A 10,886-nucleotide genomic window follows, 5' to 3' on the forward strand; every position below is an offset into this window, starting at 1 on the left:
GACGTGCTGAGGCGCGGGGACGCCATCACCGCCCTCGAGACGGCGCGGAGCCGGGGCTGGACGCGCTACATCGGCTACAGCGGCGACGGCGGCGCCGCGCGCTGGGCGGTGGAGTCGGGCCGCTTCGACACGCTCCAGACCTCGGTGAGCATCGCGGATCAGGAGGCCATCGAGCTGACGCTGCCGCTCGCACGCGAGCGTGGCCTCGGCGTGATCGCGAAGCGGCCCATCGCCAACGTGGCCTGGCGCTACGCCCGGAAGCCCGCCGAACCCTACTACCAGGACTACTGGGAGCGGCTGCGCGAGCTGGACTACCCGTTCCTGCGCGGCGCGGCGCGCGACGGCGTGAAGACGGCGCTGCGCTTCACCCTGGGCGAGCCCGGCGTGCACACCGCCATCGTGGGCACCACCAAGCCCGAGCGCTGGCGGGAGAACGCCGCCCTGCTCGGGGACGGCCGGCTGCCCGAGGCCCAGCGCGAGGCCATTCGCGCGCGGTGGAAGGCGGTGGCCGGGCGAGACTGGGTCGGCCAGATCTGAGCGGCCTCATCTGATATGATCACCGCCACGAGACCCCAGACCTTCTCGTCCCTCGTCCCGCAAAGGAGCGCGTCATGACCGACCGGCTCATCTCGGGCGACAATCACATCGACCTGACCTATTGCCCGCCCGACCTCTGGTCGTCCCAGGCGCCCGCCAAGTGGAAGCTCCTGGTGCCCCGGGTGGAAGAGCTGGAGGACGGCTGCCACTGGTTCGTGGACGCGATCGACCGCGGCATGTGGAACGGCGTGGGGCCCGGCTTCCTCCCGTACACGAAGGGGGTCTTCGCCCACATCGACGAGATGAAGGACGTGGGCTTCGAGTGGAGCTATCAGCGGGGGGCCAAGCCGCGTCCCACCACCCCGGAGCTGCGGCTGGCCGATCTGGACCGCGACGGCGTGGACAAGGAGATCATCTACGGCTGTCTGATGATCAACGATCTGATCGCCGACGGCGCGCAGCGCGCGTGGGCGAACTCGATCTACAACACATGGGCCGCGGACTTCGCCAGGGCGAGCGATCCGAGCCGCGTGTTCCCCCTTGCCATCATCCCCAACAACGACCCCAAGGACGCGGCCGCCGAGGTGCGGCGCTGCGCCAAGCTCGGGCTTCGCGGCGGCGACCTCGCCTTCAAGCGCATGGGGCTGCCCATCTATCACCGGGACTGGTACGCCCTCTGGGAGGCGGCGGCGGAGTGCAATTTCCCCATCTCCTTCCACTCCACCGGCTTCAAAGGTCTCCGCACGCCCGACACGCCCGCGATGGAGAAGGAGTACATGGTGCAGTGGCGGTTGGTGCGCTCGGCGCTCTTCCAGCTCGACACCATGGAGGTGCTGGTGTCGATCATCGCCTCCGGCGCCTGCGAGGCCTATCCGAACTTCAAGTTCGTGCTCGGCGAGTCGGGCGTGACCTGGCTTCCCTACGTCTTCGACCGGCTCGACACCGAGTACGAGGACCGCGCGCGCCAGCTCGGCTTCAAGCTCAAGCCGAGCGACTACTTCCGGCGTCAGGGGTTCGTCACCTATCAGCAGGACCAGTACCTCGAGCCGATCGTGCCGCTGATCGGCGAGGACAACATCATCTGGGGCGCCGACTACCCGCACCCCGATTGTCTGTGGCCGAACTCGCACACCATCCTCGGGAAAAACCTCGCCGGATTCTCCGACAAGGTTCGCCGCAAGATCACCCACGACAACGTGGCCAGGCTCTACAACCTGTAGGAAGAGAGAGGAACCGTCCCATGCCGGCGTCCACGCTCGAGATTCCCTCGCTGAAGGGCAAAGTGTCTGCGGAAGAATGGGCGGTACGCGTCGACCTCGCCGCCGCCTACCGTCTGGTGTCGCGCTACGGGTGGGAGGACCTCGTGTTCACCCACATCTCGGCGCGCGTGCCCGGCACCGAGGACCAGTTCCTGATCAACCCTTACGGCATCTTCTTCGACGAGATCACCGCCTCCAGCCTGGTGAAGATCGACCAGCAGGGTAAGAAGGTGGACGGCTCGCCCTTCCCGGTGAACGAGGCGGGCTTCGTCATCCACAGCGCCATCCATGCCGCGCGGCACGACGCCAAGTGCGTGCTCCACACGCATACGCTCAACGGGGTCGCCGTCTCGGCCCAGCGCGCGGGGCTCCTGCCCATCTCCCAGCACTCGATGTTCGTCCTGCGTAGCCTCGGCTATCACGACTTTGAGGGCCCTGCGCTCGACGACGCGGAGAAGCCGCGCCTCGTCGCCGACCTGGGGGACAACACCTCGCTCATCCTGCGCAACCACGGCCTTCTCACCGTGGGGGCGACGGTCGCGGACGCGTTCGTCGCGATGTACTACCTGGAGGCCTCCTGCGCCATTCAGGTGCGCGCCCAGAGCGGTGGTGAGCTGATCCCGGTGCCCAAGGAAGTGATGGACGAAGGCTATGCGCGCGTGTCGGCCGTGCAGCGTCCCCGCGGCGGCCAGGGCGCCCTCGTGTGGCCGGGGCTGCTGCGGCGGCTCGACCGCGCTGATACGTCCTACCGCGATTAGAGGACGAGCACCTCGCTGCCTAGCGGCGCTGGGCGGCGAGGTGCTCCAGCAGTAGCCGCGTCACCGCTGCGGGCGCCTGGTCCGTGGCGAAGTGTCCCACCCCCGGCAACACCTCGAAGCGATACAACCCCGTCACGTACTCGGCCGTCCAGCGCGCGGCGCTCGGGCCCACCGTCGAATCGGCGTCGCCCCAGATGTAGAGCGTGGGCACCGTGACGGGGCCCACCTCGGTGGTGGTGAGCGCACCCGCCGCGCGATACCACGCCAGCGCCGATTCCAGCGCAGGGTGGGTGCCGAGCACGGAGTAGTAGTCGGCGATGGACGCCTCGCCCACGCCGTTGTCGGCGAGGTTGCGCTTGAAGCGCTGCCCGTCATGTTCGAGAAGCGCGTCCGCCGTCTTCGGGTCGTGGAACGCCTTGTGGTGGCGCGAGCGGTGCTGCTGCTCGTCGGCGTTCTCGCGAAAGGCGCGCCGGAAGGCCGCGGGATGCGGACGCGACAGCACCGTGAGGGACGCGATGCGCTGCGGATAGCGATGCGCCGTCGCCCACGCCACGTGGCCGCCCCAGTCGTGCCCGACCAGATGAAAGGGCTTATCGCGGTGGCCTTCGGCGGCTGCGAGATCCAGGACGTCGGCGACCAGCCGGTCCACGGAGTACGCCGCGAGGTTCGCGGCGGGGTCGGGACGTACGCCGGGCGAATAGCCGCGCTGATCCGGCGCGACGGCGCGATAGCCAGCGGCGCCCAGCGCGGGCACCTGCTCGCGCCAGGAGTGCCGCGACTGAGGGAAGCCGTGGAGGAGCAGCACGAGCGGCGCGCCCGCGGGCCCGGCGACATCTGCGGTGAAGCGGCCTTCGGGTGTGGCGATGGCGGTGGTCGTGACCCCGGCGGGCATCGCGCAGCGATGCTATCATGTCACCCATGAGCGAACAGGCGATCCGCGTAGGATTCATCGGGGCAGGTGCCAACACGAAGCTCCATCACATCCCCAAGCTCCGCGCCCAGCCGGGCGTGGTCCTCGTCGGCGTCGCCAATCGCAGCAAGGCGTCGGGCGAGAAGGTCGCCAAGGAGTTCGACATCCCGAAGGTGTTCGGCGACTGGCGCGAGGTGATCGCCTCGCCCGACGTCGACGCCATCTGCATCGGCACCTGGCCCTACATGCACGCCGAGATGTCCATCGCCGCGCTGGCCGCGGGCAAGCACGTGCTCTGCGAAGCGCGCATGGCCATGAACGCGGGAGAGGGCCGGCGCATGCTCGAGGCCTCGCGCAAGGCGCCCAAGCTGATTGCCCAGCTGGTTCCTGCGCCGCACACGCTCGAGACCGATTCCACCATGACCCAGATGATCAAGGACGGTTACGTGGGCGACGTGGTGGCGGTGGAGCTCCAGGCCGCGCAGGGCCGCTGGGTGGATCCGGCGGCGCCGCTCCACTGGCGCCAGGACATCACGCTCTCCGGCCACAACATCCTCAACATGGGGATCTGGTACGAGGCGATGTGCCGCTGGCTGGGCCACGCCAAGCGGCTGACCGCGATGACTCGCGTCTCGGTGCCGAAGCGGAAGGACGCCGAGGGCAAGACGCACGACGTGAAGGTGCCCGATCACGCGGACATCCTCACCGAGCTGCCCGGCGGCGGTGTCGCCCACATGCGCTTCAGCGCGGTGACGGCGCTGGCGCCGTCGCCCGAGGTGTGGATCTTCGGCACCGAGGGGACGCTCCGCCTGGAAGCCGATGCGAAGAGACTCTCGGGAGGCCGCAAGGGCGAGACGGCTCTGAAGGAGATTGTCATCCCGAAGGAGAAGCGCGTGGGCTGGCGGGTGGAGGAGGAGTTCGTCAACGCCATCCGCGGCAAGGAGAAAGTCACGCGCACCAGCTTCGAGGAAGGCGTCCGCTACATGGAGTTCACGGACGCGGTGACCAAGAGCGCGACGACGGGTCAGACCGTCGACGTCACACCGCTCTAGGCCGGCGGCGCCCGTCGTGACCGCCTCCGCCGATCTGGCGGCCCTCTGGCCGCTCGATCCCGCCGTCACCTTCCTCAATCACGGCTCCTACGGTGCCTGCCCGAAGGCCGTGCTCGAGCATCAGGCCGCGCTGCGTGCCGAGCTCGAGGCCGAGCCCGTGCTCTTCCTCGGCCGCAAGCTCGAGGAGCGCCTCGATGTCGCCCGCGCCCGGCTCGGAGAGTTCGTCGGCGCTGACCCCGGCGACCTCGCCTTCGTCACCAACGCGACCGGCGGCGTGAACGCGGTGCTGCGCTCGCTCGCCTTCTCACCGGGGGACGAGCTGCTCACCACCGACCACTGCTACGCCGCGTGCAAGAACACGCTCGACTACGTGGCGTCGCGCTTCGGCGCCAAGGTCAACGTGGCCGTGGTGCCATTCCCGCTGGCGTCCCCTGACGAGGTGGTGGCGGCGGTGCTCGCCAAGGCGACGCCGAAGACGAAGCTCGCGCTCCTCGACCACATCACGAGCCCGACCGCGCTGGTCCTGCCGATCGCAAAGCTCGTGAGCGAGCTCGCCGCCCGCGGCATCGACACCGTCGTGGACGGCGCCCACGGGCCCGGCATGGTGCCACTGGATCTCCGTGCGCTGGGGGCTGCCTACTACACCGGGAACTGCCACAAGTGGCTCTGCACCCCCAAGGGCTCCGCGTTCCTCTACGTACGGCGCGACCGCCAGGCCGCCATTCACCCCCTCACGATCAGCCACGGCCACGTCGGCGAGCGAGAGGGGCGCACGCGCTTCCGCCTGGAGTTCGACTGGATGGGCACGAGCGACCCGACGGCCTGGCTCACCGTGCCCATGGCGATCGACTATCTTGGGTCGCTCGTGCCGGGCGGCTGGCCCGCGCTGATGGCGCGGAACCGAGCCCTCGCGCTCGAGGCGCGCGGCATCCTCCAGCAGACGCTGGGCGCCGCGCCGGTCTGCCCGCCGGAGATGGTGGGCTCGATCGCGAGCGTGCGACTGCCGGACAGTCCCCTCACGAATCCCAAGTGGCGGCAGCCCGATCCGCTGCAACCGCGCCTCTTCGGCGAGTGGGGCCTCGAGGTCCCCATCATGCGCTGGCCCGGGGCGCCCAAGCGGCTCGTGCGCGTGTCGTGCCAGCTCTACAACAGTCTCGAGCAGTACGTGAAGCTCGCCGACGCCCTTCGGAAAGAACTCGCCGCCGAGCCGCGCTAGCCGCGCCCCACAAAGGGCATCTTCGTCGCCATGATGGTCATGAACTGCACGTTCGTATCCAGAGGCAGCCGGGCCATGGCGAGCACGGCGTCGCCCACGTGCTTGACGTCGAAGAGCGGCTCGGGCGCGATGGTCCCGTTGGCCTGCGGCACGCCCTGGGACATCCGCGCGGCCAGCGGGGTCAGCGCGTTCCCGATGTCGATCTGGCCGCAGGCGATGTCGTACTTCCGCCCGTCGAGTGATGTGGATTTGGTGAGGCCGGTGATGGCGTGCTTGGTGGAGGTATAGGCCACCGAGTTGGGCCGAGGCGCGTGGGCGGAGATGGAGCCGTTGTTGATGATGCGGCCGCCGCGGGGCGTCTGATCCTTCATGATCTTGATCGCTTCTTGCGTGCAGATGAAGCAGCCGGTGAGGTTGGTGTCCACCACCGCCTTCCACTGCTCGAGCGTGAGGTCCTCCATCGGGATGGCCGGGGCGCCAATGCCGGCGTTGTTGAAGAGAAGGTCGAGGCGCCCGAAGGCCTCCTTGGTGCGAGCGAAGAGATTCCGGATCGAGCCCGCGTCCATCACGTCCGTGGGCACCACGAGAGCCCTAGGCGTGTTCGCGCCCGCCGCCTGCGCCACGCGCTCGAGCTGATCCTTGCGCCGGCCCGCCAGGGCCACGTGATAGCCGTCGGAAAAGAGGGCCAGCGCGGCCGCCTCACCGACGCCGCTGCCCGCGCCCGTCACGATCGCGACCTTCTTCCCATCAGCCATGTTGGGTCTCCTTTGTGTCGGGTGTGTCGTCAGCCGATCTGGTAGCGCTTCATCGCCGCGGGGTCGAACTCGAGCCCGAAGCCCGGTCGGGGCGGGACGACGATCTGGCCGTCCACGAGCGCCGGTGTCTCCTTGAAGAGCTCGAGCGTCCACGGCATGTATTCCACGGTGAGGCCGTTTGGGATGGCGGCGATCAGGTGCACGTGGAACTCGGGAATGAGATGGCTCACCACCGGCAGGTTGAACGCCTCCGCCATGCCCGCGATCTTCATCCACTGGGTGACGCCGCCCGCCCGCAGGAGGTCGATCATCACGATATCGATGGAGCGATGCTCGAGCATGTGGCGGAACGGCACGATGCCGTAGTGATACTCGCCGGCGGCGATGGGCGTGATCAAGTTCTCAGCCACGCGCGCAAGGCCCGGATAGTCGTCGTGAGTGACCGGGTCCTCCAGCCAAAAGAGCTGATAGGGCTCGATGCGATGCCCGATCTCGATGGCCTGGTTCACGCTCCACATCTGGTTGATGTCGCACATGAGATCGATGTCGGGTCCGATGGCCTCGCGCATCACGCGCACGCGCTCGATCGACTCCGCCACCGTGGCCTCGCTCCCGCACTGCATCTTCATCTGACGGAAGCCCATCTTCATGAGGCGTGGGCCCGCCTCAGCGAGATACTTGATCGGATGCGGCCGCATGAGGGCGCCGCTCGCGTACGTGGGCGCGCGGTCCCGCAGGCCGCCTAGCAGGGCGCACACCGACTGGCCCACCGCCTTCGCCTTGAGATCCCAGCAGGCGAGGTCCACCGCGGACAGCGCCAGCGCGTAGATGCCGCCGGGCCCGGCATGACTCGCGGCGCGGCGGCACTTGGCGGCGATGGCCTCGACGCGAGTCGGATCCTCGCCCACGGTGAGCCCGGCCAGGGTGTCCACCGCGGACTTGAGCGCCGGCGTCAGCGCACCGCCGAAGAAGGTAAGGCCGACGCCCACGATGCCCTGATCGGTGCCGAGCTCAAGCGTGACGAACTCGCGCGTGTCGGTGGATGGCGGTAGCCCGACCACCAAGGGGTTGTTCGCCGGCGTGCGGAGGACGCGAGTGGTCACGTGCGTGATCTTCATGGAGTCTCCATGGGCCCGGGGTGGGCGTCTATACTACCGCGGATGGCCACCACGGTGACGGCGCGGCTCGAGCAGTGGCTGACGGCGGAGGGCGCGCGCTTCCGCCTGTTCCAGCACGCCCCCGTCCATACCAGCGAGGAGGCGGCGCGCGTGCGCGGCACGCCCATCGAATCGGGCGCCAAGGCGCTGGTGATGCTGGCCGCGGACGCCCCCGTGCACGTGGTGCTGCCGGGCAGCCGCCGCGTGGACAATGCCAAGGTGCGAGGGATTCTCGGCACGCGCACCCTTCGCTTCGCCACGCCGGAGGAGCTGCTCGCCTTCACCGGCTGTGTACCCGGGGCCGTCCCGCCCTTCGGCAACCTCTTCGGCTTGCCGGTGCTGGTGGATGAAGCGCTGGCCGCCCGCGAGGAGATCGCCTTCAACGCCGGATCGAACTCTGCGTCCATCGTCATGGCCTGCGCGGACTTCCTCCGCCTGTCCGGCGCGCGCGTGCACCCACTCTCGAAGGAGTGAGCCGGCCGTGGCCCGGCGCGACCGTCGGTTGTTTCTGACCGTGTAGGCGACGAGTCGGGTTCGGGGATGTGGGCGGTGGAATCGCCCGGGGTGGCGCCGTTCGTCGGCTTCGTCGGGCTCGCCATCCCGCCGTTCCAGGCTCACTTCACGCCATGCGTGGAGACGGGCTGGCGCCTCGCCGCCGAGTTCTGGGGGCGCGGATACGCGACGGAGGCGGCGAGGGCCGCGATGGGGATGACTCGCTCGGAAGCCGACGATTTCGATCACGCCGCGTATCTCGACGACGATCGCGTCAGGCCGCATGTCCTGTATCGTATGAGCCGAGCCGCCTGGGAAAGGAAGGGAGCGCGCTGATGGACTTCCAGTACACGCCCGAGCAGGAGGCCTTCCGCCGCGAGCTGCGCGCCTGGCTCGCCGCCAATCTGCCCCGCGAGCTCTGTGTGGACGATCCCACCGACGAGCGCGTGGCGCCGGACCGCGCCACCTTCGAGAAGCGCGTGGCCTGGCAGAAGGTCATGTACAAGGCGGGCTGGGTCGGCATCTCGTGGCCCAAGGCCTACGGCGGCCGCGGCGCCACCCTGATGGAGCAGATCATCTACGACGAGGAGTGCTTCCGCGCCCGCGCCCCCGTGCTTCCCGGCTACTCCGGCATCGGCATGATCGGCCCCACGCTGATCGAGGTGGGCACGGAGGCGCAGAAGACGCGCTTCGTGCCGCGCATCCTCACCGCCGAGGACATCTGGTGCCAGGGCTTCTCCGAGCCGGGCGCGGGCTCGGACCTCGCCGGCCTGCGCACCCGGGCCGAGGACAAGGGCGATCACTTCCTCGTGAACGGCCAGAAGGTGTGGACCTCCGGCGCGCAGTTCGCGGACTGGATCTATCTCCTCGTGCGCACCGATCCCGCCGCGCCCAAGCACAAGGGCATCAGCTATCTCCTCGTGGACATGAAGACGCCCGGCATCACCGTGCGCCCCCTCGTGCTGATGAACGGGCACCGCCACTTCAACGAGGTCTTCTTCGTCGACGTGCCGGTGCCGAAGGAAAACCTGGTCGGCCGGCTCCACGCCGGCTGGGGCGTGGCCATGACCACGCTCATGTACGAGCGCAAGGCGGGCGGCGGGCGCGGCCACGACGATCAGATCGCGCGCCTGGGCGCCCTCGCGCGGGGCATGGCGATGAACGGCGCCCCCGCATGGGAGAGTCCGCTCGTGCGCCAGCGCTGGGCGCAGCTCCTGATCGAGGCGGCCGCCCTCAAGTACACGCGCTACCGGAACCTCACCCGGCAGCTCCGCGGCGACCCGCCCGGACCCGAGGGCTCCATCCTCAAGCTGTTCGGCTCGGAGCTGGGCGTGCGCATCGCCGACTTCGCGGGCGAGCTCCTGGGGCCGCGGGTGCTCCTGAATCAGCCGGCTGCGGATGTTCCGGACGCGGCGCGTTGGTACAATAGAGTTATCAGCGCGCGGCAGTACACGATCGCGGGCGGCACCAGCGAGATTCAACGGAACATCATCGGCGAGCGCGTGCTCGGTCTCCCAAAGGACTAGCCCGGGACCCTATCGGCCACCGGCCCGCGCGCACTCGCGGTGGATGGCCTCTCCCGCTGCCGCCATGACCATCGCGATGATCGCGGCGAGGGCGGCGAACACCGCCCACGCGGCCGCGTAGGAATCGCGCGACACCAGCACCGCGCCGAAGAGGGGCGCGCCCACCAGCAAGCCGACCACGATGACGCCGAAGGCGACCCCGCTCAGGAGGCCCGCGCGCCGCGGCCCGCCGGCTTCCGCGCTGGCGATGAAGTAGACGCCGACCCAGCCATGCGCGCCGATGCCGGCCACGAAGGCGAGTGTGAACGCGGTGAGGGGAGATCGCGCCGGAGCCAGCGCGTACGCCCCGAACACGAGCGCGCCTAGCAGCGACGAGAGCACGACCCACGGCGGCCGCCGGCCGCCCAGCCAGCGGTCGCTCGCCGCGCCCAGGGCCAGGCGCGCGACGGCGCCGCCCGCCTGCGCCGCGGCGACAAGGGCGCCGGCGGCCACCGCGCTCCAGCCCAGCACTTGCACGCCGTAGAGGGGCAGGTAGGCGAGCACAGCGGACTGGAGCATGCCGAGCGCGATGCCCGTCGCAAAGAAGACGAGAAGCGCGGGCCGCCGGATCCACCACCACGCGTCGTCGTCCGCCTGGGTACTCGCGGCATGGCCGGGGCGCGGGTCGGCCAGCGGGGCGAGCGGGCGCCACGAGGACAGCGCGGGCGCGGCGATGACGAGCGCGCAGGTGGCGACGGCGGCGCGCCAGCCGAGCCACGCCGCGATGGGCGGCAGCACCAGCGCCGAGATGACGCCGCCGACGGTGAGGCCCATCTGCTTGATCCCCATCGCGATGCCGCGCTCGCGCACCGGGAAGAGATCCACGATGGCCTTGCCGAGCACGGGATTCACCACGCTCCATCCCGTCCCCGCGACGATGAGGCAGGCGAGGAAGAGCCAGAAGCCTGGTGCGGCGGCGGCCAGCGCCAGCCCGGCGGCGGCGAGGGCAAGCCCGCCCAGGAACGTCGGCCGCACGCCCAGGCGATCCCCGAGGTGCCCCGCGGGAAGCGAGAAGAAGAGCCCGGGCAGGTAGACGCAGGGCACGATGAACGCGACGTCGAAGCGGGAGAGGCGGAAGCCCTCGACCAGGCTCGGCGTCAGCGGCGAGACCCCGAGCATGCCGAAGGCGCCGAGGCCGTAGGCGACGGTGAGAAGGGTGAGGAGGGGCCAGCGGCGCGCCACCCC

General features: G+C 69.7%; 11 protein-coding genes and 1 pseudogene. 8 read left to right on the top strand and 4 right to left on the bottom strand.

Annotated elements, in window-relative coordinates:
* From VFX14_03360 to VFX14_03370, 3 genes are all read left to right on the top strand, one after another.
* Positions 1–537 (top strand): aldo/keto reductase (locus tag VFX14_03360; protein ID HEU5188706.1); only part of this gene is annotated, 537 nt, incomplete at its 5' end.
* A gap of 74 nt (positions 538–611) precedes the next feature.
* On the top strand, positions 612–1,757 hold the full coding sequence (locus VFX14_03365; GenBank protein HEU5188707.1) for an amidohydrolase family protein: 1,146 nt from the start codon (positions 612–614) through the stop codon (positions 1,755–1,757).
* 20 nt (positions 1,758–1,777) lie between these two features.
* Entirely contained in the window at positions 1,778–2,554 is a 777-nt protein-coding gene (locus VFX14_03370) for a class II aldolase/adducin family protein (GenBank protein HEU5188708.1), read from the top strand.
* 19 nt (positions 2,555–2,573) lie between these two features.
* Here the strand turns inward: VFX14_03370 and VFX14_03375 are convergent, their stop codons facing one another.
* The gene (locus VFX14_03375; GenBank protein ID HEU5188709.1) at positions 2,574–3,446 is read right to left on the bottom strand and encodes an alpha/beta hydrolase; all 873 of its coding nucleotides are present in this window, start codon (positions 3,444–3,446) and stop codon (positions 2,574–2,576) included.
* A 26-nt stretch (positions 3,447–3,472) separates the two neighbouring features.
* Between VFX14_03375 and VFX14_03380 the strand changes: the two genes are divergently transcribed.
* Together VFX14_03380 and VFX14_03385 are read left to right on the top strand one after the other, a co-directional pair.
* Positions 3,473–4,516: a Gfo/Idh/MocA family oxidoreductase gene (locus tag VFX14_03380; protein ID HEU5188710.1), complete on the top strand. Its 1,044-nt coding sequence runs from the start codon at positions 3,473–3,475 to the stop codon at positions 4,514–4,516.
* 16 nt (positions 4,517–4,532) lie between these two features.
* Positions 4,533–5,732 carry an aminotransferase class V-fold PLP-dependent enzyme gene (locus tag VFX14_03385; protein ID HEU5188711.1) on the top strand — a complete coding sequence of 400 codons (1,200 nt, stop codon included), beginning with the start codon at positions 4,533–4,535 and terminating at the stop codon, positions 5,730–5,732.
* On the opposite strand, the gene VFX14_03390 is transcribed toward VFX14_03385, so the two are convergent.
* Both VFX14_03390 and VFX14_03395 read right to left on the bottom strand, forming a co-directional pair.
* Positions 5,729–6,487 (bottom strand): SDR family oxidoreductase, encoded by a 759-nt coding sequence (locus VFX14_03390; GenBank protein ID HEU5188712.1) that lies wholly within the window; start codon positions 6,485–6,487, stop codon positions 5,729–5,731. The genes VFX14_03385 and VFX14_03390 overlap by 4 nt on opposite strands.
* Positions 6,488–6,516: 29 nt before the next feature.
* Positions 6,517–7,605 (bottom strand): mandelate racemase/muconate lactonizing enzyme family protein, encoded by a 1,089-nt coding sequence (locus VFX14_03395; GenBank protein HEU5188713.1) that lies wholly within the window; start codon positions 7,603–7,605, stop codon positions 6,517–6,519.
* A gap of 42 nt (positions 7,606–7,647) precedes the next feature.
* Between VFX14_03395 and VFX14_03400 the strand changes: the two genes are divergently transcribed.
* The 3 genes and pseudogenes from VFX14_03400 (at position 7,648) to VFX14_03410 (ending at position 9,662) form a co-directional block, all read left to right on the top strand.
* Positions 7,648–8,118 carry a YbaK/EbsC family protein gene (locus VFX14_03400; protein ID HEU5188714.1) on the top strand — a complete coding sequence of 157 codons (471 nt, stop codon included), beginning with the start codon at positions 7,648–7,650 and terminating at the stop codon, positions 8,116–8,118.
* A gap of 60 nt (positions 8,119–8,178) precedes the next feature.
* Positions 8,179–8,472: pseudogene (locus tag VFX14_03405) on the top strand (GNAT family N-acetyltransferase).
* Entirely contained in the window at positions 8,472–9,662 is a 1,191-nt protein-coding gene (locus VFX14_03410; protein HEU5188715.1) for an acyl-CoA dehydrogenase, read from the top strand. Before VFX14_03405 ends, VFX14_03410 begins: the two are co-directional and overlap by 1 nt.
* Before the next feature lie 9 nt (positions 9,663–9,671).
* Here the strand turns inward: VFX14_03410 and VFX14_03415 are convergent.
* Positions 9,672–10,886, bottom strand: a 1,215-nt coding sequence (locus VFX14_03415; protein HEU5188716.1) for an MFS transporter, incomplete at its 5' end; no start/stop codon positions are given.

This window comes from Candidatus Methylomirabilota bacterium (genome assembly GCA_035764725.1).
Classification (GTDB): Bacteria; Methylomirabilota; Methylomirabilia; order Rokubacteriales; family CSP1-6; genus DASRWT01.

What these genes read in the sequence shown, in the direction of transcription:
- VFX14_03365 (HEU5188707.1), top strand. Translation starts at nt 612, where the DNA reads ATGACCGACCGGCTCATCTCGGGCGACAATCACATCGACCTGACCTAT.
- VFX14_03370 (HEU5188708.1), top strand. Translation starts at nt 1,778, where the DNA reads ATGCCGGCGTCCACGCTCGAGATTCCCTCGCTGAAGGGCAAAGTGTCT.
- VFX14_03375 (HEU5188709.1), bottom strand. Translation starts at nt 3,446, where the DNA reads ATGCCCGCCGGGGTCACGACCACCGCCATCGCCACACCCGAAGGCCGC.
- VFX14_03380 (HEU5188710.1), top strand. Translation starts at nt 3,473, where the DNA reads ATGAGCGAACAGGCGATCCGCGTAGGATTCATCGGGGCAGGTGCCAAC.
- VFX14_03390 (HEU5188712.1), bottom strand. Translation starts at nt 6,487, where the DNA reads ATGGCTGATGGGAAGAAGGTCGCGATCGTGACGGGCGCGGGCAGCGGC.
- VFX14_03395 (HEU5188713.1), bottom strand. Translation starts at nt 7,605, where the DNA reads ATGAAGATCACGCACGTGACCACTCGCGTCCTCCGCACGCCGGCGAAC.
- VFX14_03400 (HEU5188714.1), top strand. Translation starts at nt 7,648, where the DNA reads ATGGCCACCACGGTGACGGCGCGGCTCGAGCAGTGGCTGACGGCGGAG.
- VFX14_03410 (HEU5188715.1), top strand. Translation starts at nt 8,472, where the DNA reads ATGGACTTCCAGTACACGCCCGAGCAGGAGGCCTTCCGCCGCGAGCTG.